Genomic DNA, 17,396 nt, shown 5'->3' with positions numbered 1-17,396 from the left:
GGACCTGCCACGCGTCCCGTCGCATCGCCCGCCGCAACGGCGGGCGATACTCCCGCCCATGAAGGGCGATCGGCGTGGTTCAGTCCTTGGCGTTCCTTGCCGACGCGCGCAGGAACAGTTCGCTGATCTGCTGCGACCTGGCCTGGGTATCGTCGACGTGGGCAATCGCCGGTTTGACGATGAGGAAATCCTGCAGCGTCGTCTTGTTGCCATGCACGCGGGCCAGCACATCGGTGAGCTGCGCGAGCATTTCCTGCAGCGGCTGGTCCAAGGGTTCCAGCCGGGCGAACGCGTACATCTCCGTCAGCTGGCGGGAACTCATTCCCGCCAGCATCTGGTCCGGATGCGCGTAGCCAAGTCGCCACGCGATCCGGAACTGCAGCCGGCGCTCAGGCCGGCACGTCAGTTTTTTTCCGCATCCTCGACCGCGGCGTCGCCCAGCGCGTTGAGCTTCTGCGCTGCGCGGAACACGCGGTCCAGGGCCGCCGCCGACTTTGCACCCAGCTGGGCCACATCCTTGTCGGTGAACAGCCGCTCGCCCTGCTCGTCGACCAGGCACAGTGCGACGAAACGGGCACGGAAGTCCTCGGTCCGGGTCTTCTCGCCGCCATAGGTGTCCTGCTCCCACTTGTCGCGGTCGCTGGCAGACATGGTCGAGATGCGGACAACGCCGCCCCATTCCTTCACTTCGAGATCTTCCGCCTTGCGGTCAACCGCCGACAGGATCTGGTTCTTGTTGAGCAGGGTCATGGCTTACGGACCGGTCGGCAGGGTGACGAGCGCGAAGTCGCGCGGCAGCAGGTCGGCGGTGAAGGTCAGCACCGCGTTGGTGCCGGGGGTGACGTTGAAACCTGCCACCTTGCCGACGAACGTCGCCGCATCACCGGTCGGCAGGACCATCAGGAAGTGCAGGTCCTCGTCCGACTTGGCATCGCGCAGGATCTCCTGGCCGGCCGACTTGCCCACCGGCCAGCGGTGGCCTGCAACCTGCACGGTCTGACCACCGGCCAGGCCGGCGATGTTCTCGACCTGCCTGGACTTCAGGTTGGTCGCATCCAGGGTGTTGGACTGGCCCGGGCCGAACGGGAAGCCGGTCAGGCCATCCACTTCGGTGTAGCCGGCCGGATCGTTCGGGGTGGTCGGCGCGGTGCCGATCTTGACGTAAAGCGCAGAGTTCTGTGCCGAGATTGCTTCGTTATTGGCCATGTTGGGCTCCTTTGATGAAAAAAAATGCCGCACGGTGCGGCAACGGGTACTCCGACCCGGGCCAGTGCTGGCCCGGGTCGTACGACGGAGCTGGTGGGGGAATCCCGGTCCAGCCCTTGGTCATTCGGGATAGCCGCATCCACGCCCGGGGAACGGACGTGATGCGGTGGTTCGACGCCGGCGTCTGCTCAGCGTTCGATCGTCTCGGCCTGCAGGGCGCGAAGGGACTGCAGCTGCCGGTTGCAGTGCTCAAGGCTGACGATGTTGGCGTTGTATGCCGCCACCACCTGCTGCACGCTGCGGTCCGCAGGCCGGGCAATGGGGCAGTCCTGCGTCAGTGCCGCAGGCAGGTCCATCGGCTTTTCAACCGGCACGCGCACCAGGATCGGCGCTGCGGGCCGCGACAGGCGGGTGCAACCGCCCACGCCCCACGCACACAGCAGGGCCGCCGCGATCACAACAAGGGAATGGCATCGCATAGCGCCTGCTCCAGTTGCTGCCGGCATGCGGCCTGCTGTCGTGCCTGCTGCAGCGTGGCGGTCGCTGCCGCTGCGCGCTTTCGATCCGCCGATGCAGCGGCCTGCACCCGGCGGGCCTGTTCCTGTGCCAGCGTCTTCTGCCGCGCGGCCTCGTCAATGGCATCGCGGGTCCGTGCGTCGACCTCGGCCAGCACCCCTGTGCAGGCGTTTGCGGCCCGCAGGTTCTCCGCGGCCGTAGCCTCGGCCTCGGCGCGCGCCTTTTCGATCCTGGCAACCTGCGCCAGGCTGCGCGCGGCCTGCTGCTGCACGCCCTGCTGGCACCCGGCCACGAACACGCCGGCAAACAGCGCGGCCACCATCAACATCCTGACCATCTGTGGGTAGCCCATGGTCATTGCTCGGCGAGGCACTGCGCGTGCCGGCCCAGCTGCCGCTGCCAGACGCCCCAGCATCGCGTGTTGGGTGCGCCGTTGATACGCGTGGCACAGTCGTAGCCCGCCGCCCTGCGATACAGCAGCAGCGCATCGCAGGCCGGGCGATACCGGCCCGCCAGCAGTTCGCGCCGCATCGTCGATCGCTGCCAGGTGCCGATGCCGTACTGGCCAGTGAAATCGAGGTACAGATCGTACTCACCCTGGGTCAGCCTCACGCCGGGCAGCGACGCCGCGAAGCGCTTCTCCTCTTCGCGATGCAGGTTGCGGGCCAGTTCTGCTGCGCGCTGGCGCGTGATCGGTGCATCGCCCATCCGCACCGGCGTTCCATCCTCATAGCGGGTGGAGCCGTGGCCGATGGTCGGCACGTCGCCCACGGTCGGGATCACCGGCTGCGCCGAGAAGCCTTCGTGGCTGATCCAGCCCGCGAATGCCACCGCGCTCAGGGTCAGCCCCGCCACGGCCACGCGCAGCGGGCGGATGCCTGTACTAGTGGCCATCGCTGAACTCCTTCATGCGCGCGCGGTGCTCGTCCATCTCGCGCTGATCCTTGCGGCGGCTGAAGTACCACTGCATCAGCAGGCCCACGACCACGCCGGCCACGCCTGCAATCGCAGCGATGTCGTTGGCCGAGAGTCCGCCGATGAAGGCGGTGCCTCCGCCCACCACGGTCGCGGTCTTTCCTGCTGCTGCAAGCGTGGCGTCGCTGTGTGCGTTCACGGGTCCCTCTGCTGGGAAGATGCGGACGCTGCATGAACGCCCACGAAAAAGGCCCCGCCATTGCTGGCGGGGCCTGACTGATGATTGCTCCGGGATCACCCGGTGGCGTGCGCCGGATTCCGGCACAGCGCGGTGGTTCGGGCCTCAGGTCGCTTGCAACCTTGCCCACGGTAGAAAGAATGCATGAGCGGTGGTTCCCGATGCAACTGCGGTAATGTTGCTTACCGCATCCGCATCGCTGCGGTAATCCTGGCAGCGAGCGCGGTAATGTTCGTGCCGACGGCGCTCACTGGCGTGCGAACAGGCGGATGCGGAACTCTTCCCGGCCCTCTTCCACGGCCTGGTTCAGCACCGCGGTCGCGAGGCGGTGGACCTGCAGGTAATCTCCCTTTCTCATCTTCGCCGCCTTCGCAGCAACCTGCGCCGAGCGCTTGTGCTCCGGCCACACCAGATCGTTGACCGCGTCCTGCAGCACCAGGCGCATGCGCCAGCGATCGGCCGGTTCGTCCATGCGCAGCGGCTGCCCTGGCCCTACCTGCCGGCACGCCCGGAGCAGCCGGCGCACCGCACTGCGTCCCAACTGCAGCAGGGTGTCTCCTTCTCCCCGCATTGCCACCGCCATCGCGGCCTGCCGGGCCACGGGATTGCGCATCAGACCCACCGCGCCGGCCACGTCGGCGGGGGTGAGTGTCGGCGCGTTGCTGCGCCCCGCATCGGGAACGCGATAGTTCCCGCCCACCAGCATCCGTGCCAGCAGCTCCAATGGATCACGATCGGCGCCGCGGCCACCGTGCGTTGCCGCAGCGTTCACGGCTCCGCCAGGGGCAGCCGCGGGCTGTACGCGATCGGGCGCTGCTGGCGGATGCCGCTGCCATTCCAGCATGGCCTGCTGTACCGCGTTGGGGCCGGTGAACAGTCCGCCGCGCGCGCCACAGCCCTGGCAGACGACCTGCGCGCTGCTGCTGGCGGCGCGGCCGGGCCGCAGCCGCGTGCGGACATTGCCACTGCCGCAATGGGCGCAGTTGGACGGTTCGATGATGATGGATGTATGCATGGATGCAGGACCCTCCTGGTCGGTGTTCAGTTCTGTCGGCGTCGGCGACGCCAGTGCATGTGCCGGCGTCATCGCGATGCGCTCCCGGACAGGTTCCACATCCGCACGGCGCGCTGGCGGAAGCCCTCGAATTCGCTGCGGGCGCGTTGCTGCGCGGCCTGATGGTCGCGTTCCAGCTGGTCGAGCAGGCAGTCGAGTTCAGCGCCAAGCAGTGCAAGCAGGTCCGGCAGCGGCACGCCGCCCGGCATCGCCGGCGGTGCAGCGAGCGCGGTCGCCGGGGCCGCTGGCAAGGACGGCGCCGGAGCGTTGGCAGGCGGTACCGGTGCGGCGCTGATGCGACCCGCGTCGGTCACGTTCCAGGTCGCCACGGCGCGTCCGTCGCGGCCGCTGGCCCGGTTCTCGCCCCGGCACACCAGGCCTTCGCCGTCCATTTCGCGCAGCAGGCCGGCGGTGGCGGCGGCCGTCATCAACATCGCTTCGCGCGGCGCGCTGGCCTCCAGTGCCGCGTTCCCGGCCAGCTCCAGTACTTCGCCGGCAGTGCACTCACCGTGGATGCCGAGGCAGAACAGCACCAGCTGCCGCTGGTAACTCCGAATGTCAGCGGGCGTCATGGTCGCCTCCGAATCCGAGATCGGCGGCGGCGCGCGCCATCGCCGCGCGCGCCGCACCACGATCCCGCACCTGCAGCGGTGCGCGTCGCGGCGGCGGCAGTGGGTCGCGCAGCTCCGGCAGTGCGCCGCCCTCCATCACGTGCTTCACCGCACGATCGTAGGCGTCCATCAGCAACTGCCGCTGCGCGTAGGCGCCCGTCGCGCTGTTGTAGGCATGCCGGTCGAGCAGCGAACCGACCAGCAGCGCGAACGCGCTTTGAAGGCGGTAGGGGCGGAGCTCGGCCTCGACTTCGGCCAGGCCGGGAATGCCCAGGCACAGTGCGCGGAAGCGTCCCGGATTGGGCGGCCATTCCAGCGCCGAGCGCAGGCATGCCGCCAGGCCGGCGGCGATCTGCTTTGGATGGATGCCGGTCAGCACCTGACGCCAGATCTCCCCTGCGGCGGAGAGCTGACCGTCATGGGCGAGCGGTGCAGCACCGTTCTCACGCACCCACTTGCCGGGGAACATGCCGGCCATCTGCTGCCAGATTTCCCACAGGTAGGTAACGGTACGTGGGTCCGGTTCAGTTGCTGGGAAGGTACTCCGCCTCGATGACGTCAAGGCGTCGTGCGCCCGCGTCGCCACCGGCGATGCGCTGTTGGTAGTGCTTTCGTTGTTCGGCGACGTAGTCGGCAGAACCTGGGCGAGACGGTGCATGGTGGCCTCCGGTGGTGTTGATGTGCGGGCTGCTTGCGCGCCCGGCATGGCGATGGCGTGCGGCCTGGATGGCCCAGGCGAACGGGTTGCGGATGGGGGGCGATCGCGAGACCGCCTCAATGGCGATGTCACGCAGCGTTTCAGCGGTCACGCCTTCGGCAAGGGCGGCACGCAGCCCGGCGTGACCCGGACCGATGCCGGTGCATCCGGCTCGGCGCATCAGTTCGCAGGCCCGCACGGCTTCCGTCACGGCCTCGGGATGCCGCAGGGCATGCCGTGATGCTGCTGGAGCAACACTGGGATCTGGTACATGGATAGCCGTGTTCACAGCGGCAGATGCACGTGACGGATCAGCGTCCGTCACGCGTGACAGCGCGTGCTGTGTCACCTCCTCCGCGCCGGTGACGTGGGTGACATGCAGGGCCTTCAGCTCAGCCATGCTGGCCATGCCGTTGGGGGTGATACCGGCCTTGCGCAGGTCATCGAACAACAGCGTGCGCCGCGCGCGGGTACGGGCCTGGCGCTCCGCCTCGTTGTTCTTCCTCACCCCACGACGCTCGCCGCCGCCCGCCATGCGCCCCTGCGCCTTGCCGATCTCGGCATCGACACGCGGGTTGTGCCGCAGCCCATCATCGGCAACCGGAAAGTAGCGCTCGGCCACCTTGCGCACTGCACTGCGGTCGGCCGTGGTGACTGCACCTGCGATGACGTACAACTCGGTCAGCGCTTCCGGCAGCGGCGATTCCTCGGCGTAGTAGGCCAGCATCAGGCGCAGGTAGGCGCCATGGTCGGCCAATGACAGCCGGCTGGTGTCACGCAGATAGTCGCCGGGGTAGAGCTCGAAGTAGTTCATGGCTGCGGATCGCTCGACGCACGTGGGGGATACCGGGTGACCCTGGGAAGGACGTTGGCAATCAAGCGCAGGCCATACCCCATGTGCACCCATCGGCCGCTTCTGCCCGCTCCCGGGCCAGGCCCGGCAAGGCGCCGGTGGCGTCTTTCTTTGTCGTAAATGACCTCTTCATCGCCGCCACAGTGTAAGCTCGCTTTCAAATAGCGTGCAAGCACGCTTTCTTTCCCGCCGAATAAGCTTGCTAACATGACCACTGCTCTCGCTACGCGCCTCAGGCGCGCCCGTACCGAATGCGGCATCAACGAACCGGCCGATGCGGCACGGCGTGCCGGCATCACCGCCTCGGCGCTGTATCAGCTGGAAGATGGCAAGACCAAGTCGCTCAGCGGAGAGACCGCGGTGAAGCTGGCCCGCGTCTATCGTCCCTTCCGCGTGGAATGGTTGATTGCCGGTGACCTGCCGGAGCGCTGGGACGACACCCAGGGTGTGGGGATATCAACCAGTGAGACGCCACCCGGCTATGTTCGCCTTCGCGTTATGGAAGGCGAAGCATCAGGGGGGTTTGGCGCCATGAATCAGGATTTCCCGGATGTGCTGCGGGAATTGGATATCGCAGAGTGGCAGGTGCGGCAGCAGCTGGGCTTCGTTCCAGAAGGTGATCGCGTCCGCCTGGTCACCGTCCGTGGCGACTCCATGTACCCGGACATCAAGAACGGCGACGTGGTGTTCGTGGACGTCGCCAAGGACTATTTCGACGGCGACGGGCTCTACCTGATCAACCTGCACGGATTGACCTACGTGAAGCGGCTGCAGCTGCTACGCGATGGGCTGCATGTGATCAGCACCAACCGCAAGTACCTCAGCGAAGTGGTGTCGCCGCAGGAGGCCGACCAGCTGCACGTCGGCGGCAAGATCCTCGGGCTGGCGCTGCTGCGCAGCGCGCAGGAAGTCTGATTCCGGCAGACACGGCGTGGGCGGGCACGATGAAAGCGGATTAAGCAAGCCTGCTTGCATTGACCAAGTAAGCATGCTTTCATTGAGGGGTAGCCGCCACGGCGGCAAATGGAGACCCATGATGCCCTTGTCCACCCCCTTCCCAGGCGATATCCGCACCGAACCGCACGGCGCCCTGATCGGCAGCCAACGCCTGCCGCTGAGTCCCACCGAGTCGAAGCTGCTGCAACTGATCATCGCCGCCGGCGCCACGCCACTCAGCCGCAGCCGCATCGAGAAGCAGCTGTATGGCTCCGATGGGCGTCGATCGAACAGCATCGAGGTCGCCATCTGCCGCCTGCGCGGCAAGCTGGCGCCGCACCACTACAGCATCCATGCAACGCGCGGCCAGGGTTATACGATCTCGCGCAGTGCCACTTCATGAGGTGGCCTGGCACGGCGCACGCAGCGCCGGCTCAAGCCGATGCGGTGGCGCCCGGCCTTCGCTGCCTGGGCGGTGGCCTGGATGCCATTCTTTCCAGCGTGGTCGTACCGTCTGCCGAGGATCGCCTGCAGCGCTATGCCGCTGCCCGGCTGTCCCGACCCTGCCCCTGGCATGCGCTGCGCGCCCTGCTCGGGCGTTCGCGCCAGCATGCGATCAAGGCCAGGCTGCCTGTCGGATATGAAGCATGGCAACGGCAGATGCCCGCACACTGGCCGCGTACGCGACTGGCTGATGTCCCGTCCTTCCCCCTGTCAGGCGATTACCGCTGAGGGCGCGAACGTACTGCCGCTTCGCGTCGCCAGGTCATACACCACCAAGGCCTCGTCTTCATTGCCAGCGCTGCACACCAGTGCACCGTCCTGGCCCCAGGCTGCCGACTGGCCCGACATCTCAAACCCATCGGCGTGACCCACGCCATTGGACACGATCACCACCATCGCATGTTCCCGCGCAACCGTCGCGTAGTGAGGGTAAGCCCGCTGCATGCCAAGCGAGTGTTTCGCCACGCTGGCAACGTACACCGTCGCCCCGGCCTGCTTCGCCGCCAGCACCGTTTCCCTCTGAAGCGACTCGAAGCAGATGGCTGGAACGAGGGTGTCTGCCCCGAGCGTCAGCGGCAGGATCCTGGTTCCCGGTGTGAAGTAGGGACGCTCGTCAGCGTGAAGCATCTGCTTGCTGTAAACCGCCCGCGCCTGACGGTTTCGGAAAATGAACATGCCGATCTCCGGCCCTTGAACGCCACGGTACGGCGCGCCGACGGCAATCAGCATCCGGTGACGATCGCTGAGCGCCTGCAACACATCCCACCGGGCATCCGCTTCCGTCATGGCCAGCTGCTCCGCCATGCGGGGCTCATAGGCGGTCAGTGACATTTCTGGGAAGAACACGGCGGCACTGCCGCGAGAGGCGGCCCGCTCGATCAATCGCACATGCCGTTCGATGTTGCCCTCGATATCACCGGGCGCTGATCGGATCTGGGCGGCGGCAATCTTCATTGTGGTCCTCTCGAATCAGATGCAGGCAATCGTTGATGGGTTGTAGCCGCGGATATCCATGAACAACAGTGCCGATAGCGACTGCACCGCGCAAGCCGATGACGCGCTGATTCCGCTCGTGAAGCTGGAGGATTCATGCAGCGTCTCAAAGACCGGATGACGATTCGGGTGGCGCCCCTCAAGCCAGGCAAGCGTGTGGGAAGTCGCCGCCAAACTGTCAGACTCACTGGCGGCCGCATCTCGCGGCCCTACATCAGGGAATTGGCAATGTTAAGGAAGCTTGTACTCGCCGCATCGGTTGCGACTTCGGTCGTGTCAGCTGCGCAAGCGCAGAATGCAGAGAATGCGTGGATCACCGTCATGGAAGATCATTTCGATGACCCTAGCCTCAGCTACTGGGTTCCGTGGGCAGGGGATGTGACCGACAAGTCTGGGAAAGTGTCGTACACCTACAAGCCTGGAAATGCATTTGTGGCCCAGGGTGATGCTGTCTTGCGCGGTGACGTCCAGGACACCTTCCCGTTCTATCAGACAGGTGGCATCTACTACCCCAGGTACTTCACCTATGGCCGCTACTCTGCCCGCGTGAAGATGACCAACACGCCAGGCGTCATTCCCGCATTCTGGCTGGTGTCATACGGGCCTGCATGCGGTGAGATCGATATCTTTGAGGCCACCGGGCTGCAGAAGTCCGACCCCCGCACGATCAATGTGCAACATTACTGGTTTACGAACCCTACCGATTGCTCCACCGCTGTGGCGGATGCCGCGCTTTCAGCCTATACCAAGCTGGGATCTGTCGACTATTCCAGCAACTATCATGTGTTCTCTGCAGAATGGAGCCCCGTCCACATCGCATACTTTGTGGACGGAGTAGAGTTCTATCGAACAACGCTGAATATTCCGAGCGTCCCAATGCTCGTGAATCTGAATACCAATCTTGCGCCTCCGACGACAACACCTGGAGGCATCAACAATCGGATGACATCCAACACCGTTCTTCCTGCAGATTTTCATGTCGACTGGGTCAAGGTGGAACAGTTGGCACCGCGAACATGCCCCGCCCGTGGCGATCATGCAGGAAGTCTCCGCCGCGCCAATGGCAGCTGCGCCGCGGTGCGCTCGGTGGATTACAACGGCGATGGTGGCGGCGATGTCATCCTGTACAACCCCTCTTCTGGCAGCGCTTCGGTAGCAACCGGACAACTGGCCCCCCATGCGGGCCTGGTGGTCCATTCGCTGACGGATGCCCCCTCGGCGCCATGGGCAACCTCGGCCAAACTGGTCAGTGGCGACTTCGACGCCGATGGGTTCTCTGATCTGCTGGTTCACGGCAGCGACGGCAGCGTGCGACTCCAGTACGGGCGGCCCGATGCCCGGTTCAGCGAGCATCTTCCATCACGCACTGCGTGGAATGTGGGCAGTCGATTGATGGCCGGGGATTTCAACGGTGATGGACGCAGCGACGTACTCATCCTGCAGGACAGCGGTGCTCTGGAAATCCGCTACGGAGGCAGTGATCGCGGGTTGCGCTTCGCACCACAATCGCAACGACAGGTCGCTCTGGGCAGCCGCCCACATGTGGGCGACTTCAATGGCGACGGCCTTGATGACCTGTTGCTGTATGGGCCCAATGGTGAGGTTGACCTGTTCTACGGACAGACCACCGATGGACTGCGTGCGGAACCCGGCCAGCATGATCAGTGGCGGGCGGGCCATACGCTGAAGATCGCTGACTTCAACGGCGATGGATACAGCGATGTACTGATCTATGCAGCCGACGGAGCCACTGAGATCCGCTATGGGCAGATGAACGGCGGTTTGCGCTTTGCACCGAGCACGGCCGATCTCTGGTCCACCGGGCACACGCTGTTGACCGGTGATTTCAATGGCGACGGCAGAGACGACGTCCTGATCTACGCGACGAACGGACACTCGGAGATCCGCTACGGCCAGGCCAGTGACGGTCTTCGGTTCTCCGCGCAGAGCGTCTCCAACTGGAGCCCTGGGCATCACCTGCTGACCAACGACTTCGATGGCGACGGGCGCACCGACGTACTCATCCAGTCGGCGAATGATGATGTGGAAATCCGATACGGGCAGGCAGCCGATGGCTTGCTGTTCTCACCGGCTTCCACAACCCGCTACAACCCTGGCTGGCGCTTGCACACCGGGATCCGCTGAACCAGGCGCCCCGGTTGCGAGGAATCGCGATCGGGGCCTTTGCCCATGGATATAGCGGCGGGAACTGGTGCCATGCAGGAATGACCTTCGCCCATGCCAGGGCTTCCGGGTTACAGCTCGGTCAGAACCACGCCCCTGAGACGGCCAGCACATGCTTCCTGCAAAGCAGTGGTCGCACTTTCGATTCCCTTGAAGGTCGCCGATGGCAGATTGATGCGCCCGTCTCGCTGCCAGATCTTCAGATCACGCAGCCAGGACTCAAATGCATCGGGTGAATGATCTGCGCTGAATCCGCGCAATGTCATGCCCTTGAAGATGATGTGAAAGCTGTCCAATGTAACCGGAGCCTGCAAAGAGGCCTTTTCCGCGTTCAACTCGGCTGTCAACGCACCGAGCAGAACGCCACGGGCACCGTCCCTCGCCAACTTGACGGCCGCCGCAAGCTGTTCGCCGCCGACCATGTCTACGATGACATCGATGCCTTCGGGCGCGGCTTTCGCAAGTTGCTCCATCATCGGCCCGCCGTCGCGGGTGACGACGGCATCGTAGCCCAGTTCGTCCTGCATCCAGCGGGCCTTGCTGAAACTACTGGTGCTGCCAATCACGCGTGCCGCGCCAAGGAGTCGAGCGATCTGCCCCGCCATCGAGCCGATCGCGCCCGCTCCGCTGGAAACGAACACGGTGTCACCGTCCTTCACCTGAACACCCCGGGTCAGCGCGGCATACGCCGTCCAGCCATGACCAAGATAAGCAACTGGATCAGGTTCGGTGCAGTCGATGAGCCTGCAGTCCTGTTCGCGGACGACGGCATATTCCCGCCAACCGAACGGATGCATGACAAGGCTGCCAACAGGGATGGCGCAGGCCGGTCCGGCTTGGACCACTTCCCCGATGGCGCCATCAGCCAGAGTATCGCCGGGGTTGAGAGGCGGGAACGGAATTCCCTCAGCAGCCGTTGCATCCTCCTGAGCCATCAGTCGTGTCGAGATGGAGACACGGAACCAACGATTGCGGACCACGACTTCATGCGATCCTGGCGCAGAAATCGCAGTTTCCAGGACGGTGAAGTCCTCGGGATGAATTTCTCCTCGCACATGACGGACGAGTTTGACTTCGCGGTTCTTCGATGGACGTGCAGACATTACGGGCGCTCCGAAAAATAGCCGCGCTCCTTTCTGGCAGAATGCAAGATGTGAGCGAATGCTCATATTATTGACAGAGGTCGCACATGCCTACTCGCATTTCCCCTGGGCACCGCGCAATGCGGAAAGACCCCAAACAGCGACGTTCGCAGAGCACGGTCGAGAGTATCGTCGAGGCAGGCGCTCGCGTTCTGGCCCAAAGGGGCTGGGCAAAATTCACGACCAACGAGGTGGCACGTACTGCCGGAGTCAGCATCGGATCGCTGTATCAGTACTTCCCAAACAACCTGGCGATTGCGGAGGCTGTTCGGAAACGGCATCTCGATGAAGTCCTGCGCGTGCTCCCTGACATTGATAGCCAGGAGGAGATGATTCCGCTCGAACAAATTGTTGTCCGATTGATTGACGGGGTCATCGCGCTTCACGCGAAGAACCAGAATCTGCATCGCGTTCTTATGGATGAAGTTCCCCTCGCACCCAGAGAGTTCTATGAGAATTTTGAGCGCGAATATCACGCTCGCTACGAAGCTCTCATCCGGGCAGCCGCCCCGTTGGACGACGCGAGGTCGGACCATTCACTTCCCGCTCGCATCCTCGCGGATGCGTTGGAGGGCATCGTCCATTCCGCCTCTCGCCGGAATGATCTGATGTCGCCTGTCGTGAAAGCAGAAGTGAAAAGGATGATGATGTCTTATCTCTTGGCACGAAACTGCTCTTGACCAGGCGATTCACTGCTGCATGGCGCCCCTGCGAAGACGCTTGGCGGTGCAGTGCGCCCCTTTTTCATTTGGGGCTCGTTTAGAGGTCACTTGAAGATCCATGACAGGGTGCGTGGCCACTCGGGCGCGTAAGGCCAAGGCCACATGGAGTGAAACCCGGCACTCCGCTCTGCCGCAAGGCTCTGCCGCCTGCCCCCTGCGTCCTTCCTGATGCAGATTCCGGGCCAATCCTGGTGGCAATCAGCACCGACGACAGCAGGAAGAGATATCTGTAGGAAAAATGGTCACCGAACGGTCACCGGGCCGCGCCGGCTTGACGATGAAGGCAGCCCAGATGATGCCAAGTGGCTGATTCGATGGTGGGCCCACCAGGAGTCACAAACCACTCCAGATCGACTGCCGGACAATGACTTTAACGTAAGCACCCTCATTAGTTACCGTCAAAGTTACCGCCAGAGGTCCACAGCTTCGACGTGGCGCTGATAACTGGGCAGGATTCAATCAGGCGTTCGCACGTCGGAGTTCCCCAGCAGGACGCCTACTAATGCACACAGCGCGCTCAGCCCCCACAGCCAAAGCGCCCCCACAGTGGCAAAAACCCCAAGAACGACGAGCGACACAAGCACGATGGTCATGGGATCAATGTAGCAGCACGGCGATGATCGTGGCGGCGTGTGGCGCCTGCGCCCCTGAGCCACCACGTTGGGGCCCCGCCCTCTATCGCAGGCATACCCTTTACCTACGCCCAAGGTCGGCATACAGCGCCGCTACCGCGCCCTCACAACCCATCCAACACCTGCAAGGCACCCACAGGAAGGCTCAACCGGTTTTCCTTGCCTGATCCAGGCATGCAGGCAGCTCTAGGCCATTCGCAAGAACGAGGAGTTCCACACCCACGCGCTTCGTCTGCGCCGAGTAGTTCAACTCCTTTCGATATGTCCGAAGCGAGCTGTAAAGCTGGGCGATCTCGGGCGCGTCGTCATACGTGAGCATCCATGGACGGCGAAGCTTCTTCACTGCGCGGGAAAGCTCCGCATGATCGTCATGGTTATAGAAGCTGCAGTACAGCTCAGGACCACGCTTGTAATAGGGAGGATCGATGTTTATCAAACATCTTTTGGTTACCAACTTATGGATGCTTTGCAGGAAGACCTTCGCATCCAGTTTTGTGAGACGGATCTGATCCTTGTACATCGCAATGCGCCGAATCTTATTGATCAGATCAGGCTTATTGAATCTGCAATCAAGAAGGTAGTTGCCATCTTGCCTAACACCGCCAATCACACCAGCCTTCAAGATCCCTGAGCGATTGGTCCGGTTCAAGAAGAACGTCGAAAACCCGAGATCAACAATTCGGGTCCTGGACTGCGACTGCACAAGCCGCTGACGCTGCCACTCTTCAATAGTTACCGGCGTATTCTCGATACGTTCGCACAGTTCGTCCGTATGACGAAGCACGGATGCCCAAAAGGAGTAAACGGAAGCATCAATGTCATTGATCACCACTTCCGAAACATAGTTCTCCAAGAGCAGCTTCCAAGCGATTCCTGCACCACCTGCGAACGGCTCGACGTAAGCGCCATAGAAGAGATCATTCTCTCGCATGAGGTCGATAACGAAATCAGAAAGCTGCGTCTTTCCGCCAGGATAGCGCAGTGGAGAGTCGGTTACTGGCATGGTTCAGCCCGCCTTACTGGACGCGAAACTATACGCTCTCGCTACAGACTTGGCCATGATCAGGGGCTTCGGTCGAGCAGAAGTCTGATGCAAGGCGCAAGCTCCTCCCATCGGGCCTTCAGACTTGAAGCAGTGGGCAGAAGCGTTAGATGTACTGACGCCCCGAGCGTCTCAGGCGATGTCGGCTCGTCGATCTTAGTCGCCATTACACGAAATGGCTTCAATTGCTTCTCAGTAATCCCTTCAGAACGAAGCTTGTCGCATGCTGCCGAAATCACCTGGTGGAGCTTCTTTCCATTTGTGCCAATGCCATTCGCTTTGGCATAACCGTACGCAGCTTTTTCCACGAACGCGCGGAACAAATAGCCGCCAGCGAATGGGAATACGTCCGGATCTATTGAGCTCAATTCACGAAAGACCCTCAGAAGAACAGTGTCCTTCGACTTGAGCTTGAAGTCCGACGGGACGATGTATGGACGGCGATCAGGGTGGCGAGAATTGCGCTCGACCTTCTTCTTTCCAGGTGGGGATGCGATGGCGACAGCCGGCTCAACCCGCTCTGAAGGCGCAATACCCTTCTTCACCAGAGCCTTTGCATACTTTTCCCGGTCTGGACTCTTTGTACGAGAGTGAGCTTCGCCTGAAAGGGCATCCTTGAGGAAGTGACCCACCACCTTGTCGAATGCAGCTTGCTCAACGTCGATTACAAGGTCGCGGTTGTTCACAAGCCCCATGGTTGAGCGCATCACCGGGTTGGATAGGTACCGCGTGACCGTTGTGAGTGCCAGTCCGGCGCGTTCTTCGGGCGTGATCACCCCCTCCTTCTGGGCGTAGTCCAGCAAGGCCAATGCTTGCGTATTTGGGTTAACCGCTACCGATCCTTGCGCGTTAAAGCGAGCCTTCTCCGGAGACTTCCAAGTGCGCGTGCCGACTCCATCCAACTCGCCTTCGTGGCGAAGCGATAGCCAATAGCGGGCGGCTTGGCGGTCGGCAAAGACCACAACTTCAAGCGTCGCAGGTACCGACTGTCCACTTGCGTTAAACGCCTCGAATTGCCGCTTGCTTGTTGGGGTGGGCGCGCGACGTGGATCACGCAACAGCTTCAGCGCGCAGAGGCGCCGATTCCCCTCTACAACGGTGTACTTCCCCTTTGCACTGGGGTGAGCAACTACCGCCATACGCTCCAGGGGACTGGTGCCGTGCTTGGCGATGCTCCCCGCAAGTTTGGCTACACGCTCGTGCGAGACCAAGCGGGCAATGATCTCCGGCTCAGCATCGATTGGGTCATGGCGCGGGTTGTCATTGTCCAGAAAGACATCCGCTAGGTTAACCACCTTGTACTTGACTTCCCGCATCAGACTGCCTCCTTTGCACGGCCAGATCCTTTGGACACCACGCGGCTAGACCGAGCGGGCGCCCTCCTGAATGCGGAGACTACACCAACCTTGGCGCGCGCACTCGTCTCCCCGCCACGCCTGCGCACTTCATAGGGTGCTTTTTCTGCGCTACCTGCACACGGGCCAGTGGCAGGCCCAGCAAGGCTATTGGGGGCACTGAGGGGTCGTGCGGCCACCTGCGAATCCCTGCACCAAAGGGGGTGATTGGTGAGGAGTTGAGGCGTCGGATGGATGCGAGACGTGAAGGCGCCAAAGAATGGAGGCAAGAGGCCATCCAATAGCGTCCAAGAAGAAAGCACCACTACTTACAGTGTTTCAGAAAAGCTATGAAATGGGGTTGTGGAACACTTTTTTGGTTACAGCCCCTGTCCGGGCACTGTCGCTCCTCCCCCGCTGCCGCTTCTCCTGTCTCCCAACGGTCTTGCCGGTATCACTGCTGCCTTGCCGCCTGCCATTTCCTGCTTGAGAATTCTGACTCACTGTTTTTGCTGGTTACATTGGTACGCTGGTTACAGCGCGATTGCAACTCATATATATCAATAACTTACGCATGATTGAAGTGCGTACCAGTCGTTGAGCAATGCTGGTTGCACTGGTTACATCCATCGCCGTAGAAGCCCATGACCTGCGGGTGCGGCCCAGGCATCGCACTGACGGAATGACGTGACGAGCCGTTCCCCCGGCACAGCGTCACTACAGCTGCACCCATTACGAATTGCTCCCTCGAAACGCAAGTAGGCCGCCCCTGGGCGGCCTACTTGGTCAGCTCGGATCGGCGCCAGCTCACCTGGCAAGCCGTCAGGGTGCTACAGGCACCAGGTCAAACGGGGCGAACGTAATGACCTCCTCGCCGAGCCACTCGTTGACCATGGCCATGCGCGATTGCAGGGGTGCCAGTTCCATCGACGCCCAAACCGTGGCCGCATCCCGAATCGAACCGAATCCCCCCGCATTTTGGGGGACGATACCCAGCAGCTGCGGGGGGATACGCAGCGCGGCCAGAATGTCATCACGGGTCACGCGCTTGATTCCGGTGAACTCATCCTTTGCGGCCACTTCGCTGATCGGGATCAGCTGCAATCCGTCCTTCTTGCCGTTGGGCGAGTGCACGAACAGGTTGCGGAAATTGCCCGGCCCACGCGAGTCTCGCAGGGCCTCACGCAGCGCATCCACGTCCATGCCCTCCGGCTGCGGGTCGGTCATGTAGAGGATGAACCCAGCGTGCGAGCCGTTGGTGTAGTACCTGCGGCGGAACAACGTGGCCGATTCGTTGAGCAGCGCCGACTGAACCACGGCCAGCCACTCCGGCAACCCGTAGATTTCCTGATCAGGATCGGCCTCGCGCAGCTGGTGCACAGAGCCAGGTGCAAATTCATGCTCGGCCCGTCCGGCTCGCACCTGAAAGAACTCACCGGGTTGCACACCACGACGCATGTATTGCGCCATCAGCGGGTGCAGCTGCAATAGCCGCCCGGAGTGCGTTGTTTCCCGCCCTAGGTAGGCCATGCCGAACACCAGGTAATCCAAAGCCAACTGCGAGAACGCGGTGCGGTCCAGCAGTCGATGTGGCACGAAGGTACGCACCAGCATGTTGCGCTTGAAAATCAAGCCACTGTGCAGGAACGGATTGGAGCGCGTGGTGCGCGACAGACCACTGAGGGTGATCGGCGGTTCGTAGTAGCGCCCTTTACGCCAGCATTCCAGATAATCGAACAACCCGCGCGAGTCCAGCACGGGCATTGGATCGCCAAAGGAAAAGGTCGTGACTGCCCCCGCAGTGCTCGCACCAGGCG

20 protein-coding genes are annotated in these 17,396 nt (G+C 62.6%); 4 read left to right on the top strand and 16 right to left on the bottom strand.

The annotated features are described in order from the left end of the window. Positions 1–79: 79 nt before the first annotated feature. The 11 genes from Q0P60_RS09190 to Q0P60_RS09140 all read right to left on the bottom strand — a co-directional run bounded on the left by Q0P60_RS09190 (position 80) and on the right by Q0P60_RS09140 (position 6,144). Positions 80–322: a hypothetical protein gene (locus tag Q0P60_RS09190; RefSeq protein ID WP_294991529.1), complete on the bottom strand. Its 243-nt coding sequence runs from the start codon at positions 320–322 to the stop codon at positions 80–82. Between the two features lie 80 nt (positions 323–402). Then, positions 403–750, bottom strand: coding sequence for a hypothetical protein (locus Q0P60_RS09185; protein ID WP_294991525.1), 348 nt, complete (start codon positions 748–750; stop codon positions 403–405). Between the two features lie 3 nt (positions 751–753). Continuing rightward, on the bottom strand, positions 754–1,206 hold the full coding sequence (locus tag Q0P60_RS09180; protein WP_294991520.1) for a phage tail protein: 453 nt from the start codon (positions 1,204–1,206) through the stop codon (positions 754–756). 188 nt (positions 1,207–1,394) lie between these two features. Then, entirely contained in the window at positions 1,395–1,685 is a 291-nt protein-coding gene (locus Q0P60_RS09175) for a hypothetical protein (protein WP_294991517.1), read from the bottom strand. After that, the gene (locus Q0P60_RS09170; protein ID WP_294991514.1) at positions 1,661–2,041 is read right to left on the bottom strand and encodes a hypothetical protein; all 381 of its coding nucleotides are present in this window, start codon (positions 2,039–2,041) and stop codon (positions 1,661–1,663) included. Before Q0P60_RS09170 ends, Q0P60_RS09175 begins: the two co-directional genes overlap by 25 nt. A gap of 35 nt (positions 2,042–2,076) precedes the next feature. After that, positions 2,077–2,616, bottom strand: a complete 540-nt coding sequence (locus tag Q0P60_RS09165; protein ID WP_294991511.1) for a lysozyme — start codon at positions 2,614–2,616, stop codon at positions 2,077–2,079. Next, positions 2,606–2,836: a holin gene (locus tag Q0P60_RS09160; protein WP_294991508.1), complete on the bottom strand. Its 231-nt coding sequence runs from the start codon at positions 2,834–2,836 to the stop codon at positions 2,606–2,608. The genes Q0P60_RS09165 and Q0P60_RS09160 overlap by 11 nt, the downstream gene beginning before the upstream one ends. Positions 2,837–3,122: 286 nt before the next feature. Further along, positions 3,123–3,890 carry a hypothetical protein gene (locus tag Q0P60_RS09155; protein WP_294991505.1) on the bottom strand — a complete coding sequence of 256 codons (768 nt, stop codon included), beginning with the start codon at positions 3,888–3,890 and terminating at the stop codon, positions 3,123–3,125. A gap of 68 nt (positions 3,891–3,958) precedes the next feature. After that, a complete protein-coding gene (locus Q0P60_RS09150) occupies positions 3,959–4,501 on the bottom strand; it encodes a hypothetical protein (RefSeq protein ID WP_294991502.1) in 543 nt (180 codons plus the stop codon). Further along, positions 4,488–5,009 carry a hypothetical protein gene (locus Q0P60_RS09145; RefSeq protein WP_294991499.1) on the bottom strand — a complete coding sequence of 174 codons (522 nt, stop codon included), beginning with the start codon at positions 5,007–5,009 and terminating at the stop codon, positions 4,488–4,490. The genes Q0P60_RS09150 and Q0P60_RS09145 overlap by 14 nt, the downstream gene beginning before the upstream one ends. Positions 5,010–5,064: 55 nt before the next feature. Then, positions 5,065–6,144 (bottom strand): YdaU family protein, encoded by a 1,080-nt coding sequence (locus Q0P60_RS09140; RefSeq protein ID WP_294991496.1) that lies wholly within the window; start codon positions 6,142–6,144, stop codon positions 5,065–5,067. A 153-nt stretch (positions 6,145–6,297) separates the two neighbouring features. On the opposite strand from Q0P60_RS09140, the gene Q0P60_RS09135 reads away from it, so the two are divergent. Both Q0P60_RS09135 and Q0P60_RS09130 read left to right on the top strand, forming a co-directional pair. Continuing rightward, positions 6,298–7,005: a S24 family peptidase gene (locus Q0P60_RS09135; RefSeq protein WP_294991491.1), complete on the top strand. Its 708-nt coding sequence runs from the start codon at positions 6,298–6,300 to the stop codon at positions 7,003–7,005. A gap of 121 nt (positions 7,006–7,126) precedes the next feature. Further along, positions 7,127–7,429, top strand: coding sequence for a helix-turn-helix domain-containing protein (locus tag Q0P60_RS09130; RefSeq protein ID WP_294991487.1), 303 nt, complete (start codon positions 7,127–7,129; stop codon positions 7,427–7,429). Between the two features lie 311 nt (positions 7,430–7,740). On the opposite strand, the gene Q0P60_RS09125 is transcribed toward Q0P60_RS09130, so the two are convergent. Continuing rightward, positions 7,741–8,484, bottom strand: coding sequence for a carbon-nitrogen hydrolase family protein (locus Q0P60_RS09125; RefSeq protein WP_294991484.1), 744 nt, complete (start codon positions 8,482–8,484; stop codon positions 7,741–7,743). 135 nt (positions 8,485–8,619) lie between these two features. Here Q0P60_RS09125 and Q0P60_RS09120 point away from each other — a divergent pair, with 135 nt between their 5' ends. Then, positions 8,620–10,668: an FG-GAP-like repeat-containing protein gene (locus Q0P60_RS09120; RefSeq protein ID WP_294991481.1), complete on the top strand. Its 2,049-nt coding sequence runs from the start codon at positions 8,620–8,622 to the stop codon at positions 10,666–10,668. A gap of 110 nt (positions 10,669–10,778) precedes the next feature. On the opposite strand, the gene Q0P60_RS09115 is transcribed toward Q0P60_RS09120, so the two are convergent. Continuing rightward, complete coding sequence (locus Q0P60_RS09115; RefSeq protein WP_294991477.1) at positions 10,779–11,810, bottom strand: NADP-dependent oxidoreductase; 1,032 nt, start codon at positions 11,808–11,810, stop codon at positions 10,779–10,781. An 86-nt stretch (positions 11,811–11,896) separates the two neighbouring features. Between Q0P60_RS09115 and Q0P60_RS09110 the strand changes: the two genes are divergently transcribed. After that, positions 11,897–12,529, top strand: a complete 633-nt coding sequence (locus Q0P60_RS09110) for a TetR/AcrR family transcriptional regulator (RefSeq protein WP_294991474.1) — start codon at positions 11,897–11,899, stop codon at positions 12,527–12,529. Positions 12,530–13,348: 819 nt separating this feature from the next. Here the strand turns inward: Q0P60_RS09110 and Q0P60_RS09105 are convergent. The 3 genes from Q0P60_RS09105 to Q0P60_RS09095 form a co-directional block, all read right to left on the bottom strand. After that, positions 13,349–14,206 (bottom strand): DNA adenine methylase, encoded by an 858-nt coding sequence (locus Q0P60_RS09105; RefSeq protein WP_294991471.1) that lies wholly within the window; start codon positions 14,204–14,206, stop codon positions 13,349–13,351. A gap of 59 nt (positions 14,207–14,265) precedes the next feature. Further along, positions 14,266–15,561: a hypothetical protein gene (locus Q0P60_RS09100; protein ID WP_294991469.1), complete on the bottom strand. Its 1,296-nt coding sequence runs from the start codon at positions 15,559–15,561 to the stop codon at positions 14,266–14,268. Positions 15,562–16,401: 840 nt separating this feature from the next. Continuing rightward, entirely contained in the window at positions 16,402–17,343 is a 942-nt protein-coding gene (locus tag Q0P60_RS09095; RefSeq protein ID WP_294992076.1) for a phage portal protein, read from the bottom strand. Positions 17,344–17,396: the final 53 nt, after the last annotated feature.

This window comes from uncultured Stenotrophomonas sp. (assembly GCF_945952405.1).
Taxonomy (GTDB): domain Bacteria; phylum Pseudomonadota; class Gammaproteobacteria; order Xanthomonadales; family Xanthomonadaceae; genus Stenotrophomonas.
This window is presented reverse-complemented; position numbering and strand designations above follow the sequence as displayed.

Bases quoted from the DNA above. Each gene is read 5' to 3' on its own strand.
- Q0P60_RS09190 (WP_294991529.1), bottom strand. From the start codon at position 322: ATGAGTTCCCGCCAGCTGACGGAGATGTACGCGTTCGCCCGGCTGGAA.
- Q0P60_RS09185 (WP_294991525.1), bottom strand. From the start codon at position 750: ATGACCCTGCTCAACAAGAACCAGATCCTGTCGGCGGTTGACCGCAAG.
- Q0P60_RS09180 (WP_294991520.1), bottom strand. From the start codon at position 1,206: ATGGCCAATAACGAAGCAATCTCGGCACAGAACTCTGCGCTTTACGTC.
- Q0P60_RS09175 (WP_294991517.1), bottom strand. From the start codon at position 1,685: ATGCGATGCCATTCCCTTGTTGTGATCGCGGCGGCCCTGCTGTGTGCG.
- Q0P60_RS09165 (WP_294991511.1), bottom strand. From the start codon at position 2,616: ATGGCCACTAGTACAGGCATCCGCCCGCTGCGCGTGGCCGTGGCGGGG.
- Q0P60_RS09155 (WP_294991505.1), bottom strand. From the start codon at position 3,890: ATGCATACATCCATCATCATCGAACCGTCCAACTGCGCCCATTGCGGC.
- Q0P60_RS09150 (WP_294991502.1), bottom strand. From the start codon at position 4,501: ATGACGCCCGCTGACATTCGGAGTTACCAGCGGCAGCTGGTGCTGTTC.
- Q0P60_RS09145 (WP_294991499.1), bottom strand. From the start codon at position 5,009: ATGTTCCCCGGCAAGTGGGTGCGTGAGAACGGTGCTGCACCGCTCGCC.
- Q0P60_RS09140 (WP_294991496.1), bottom strand. From the start codon at position 6,144: ATGGGTGCACATGGGGTATGGCCTGCGCTTGATTGCCAACGTCCTTCC.
- Q0P60_RS09135 (WP_294991491.1), top strand. From the start codon at position 6,298: ATGACCACTGCTCTCGCTACGCGCCTCAGGCGCGCCCGTACCGAATGC.
- Q0P60_RS09130 (WP_294991487.1), top strand. From the start codon at position 7,127: ATGCCCTTGTCCACCCCCTTCCCAGGCGATATCCGCACCGAACCGCAC.
- Q0P60_RS09125 (WP_294991484.1), bottom strand. From the start codon at position 8,484: ATGAAGATTGCCGCCGCCCAGATCCGATCAGCGCCCGGTGATATCGAG.
- Q0P60_RS09120 (WP_294991481.1), top strand. From the start codon at position 8,620: ATGCAGCGTCTCAAAGACCGGATGACGATTCGGGTGGCGCCCCTCAAG.
- Q0P60_RS09115 (WP_294991477.1), bottom strand. From the start codon at position 11,810: ATGTCTGCACGTCCATCGAAGAACCGCGAAGTCAAACTCGTCCGTCAT.
- Q0P60_RS09110 (WP_294991474.1), top strand. From the start codon at position 11,897: ATGCCTACTCGCATTTCCCCTGGGCACCGCGCAATGCGGAAAGACCCC.
- Q0P60_RS09105 (WP_294991471.1), bottom strand. From the start codon at position 14,206: ATGCCAGTAACCGACTCTCCACTGCGCTATCCTGGCGGAAAGACGCAG.
- Q0P60_RS09100 (WP_294991469.1), bottom strand. From the start codon at position 15,561: ATGCGGGAAGTCAAGTACAAGGTGGTTAACCTAGCGGATGTCTTTCTG.
- Q0P60_RS09095 (WP_294992076.1), bottom strand. From the start codon at position 17,343: ATGCCCGTGCTGGACTCGCGCGGGTTGTTCGATTATCTGGAATGCTGG.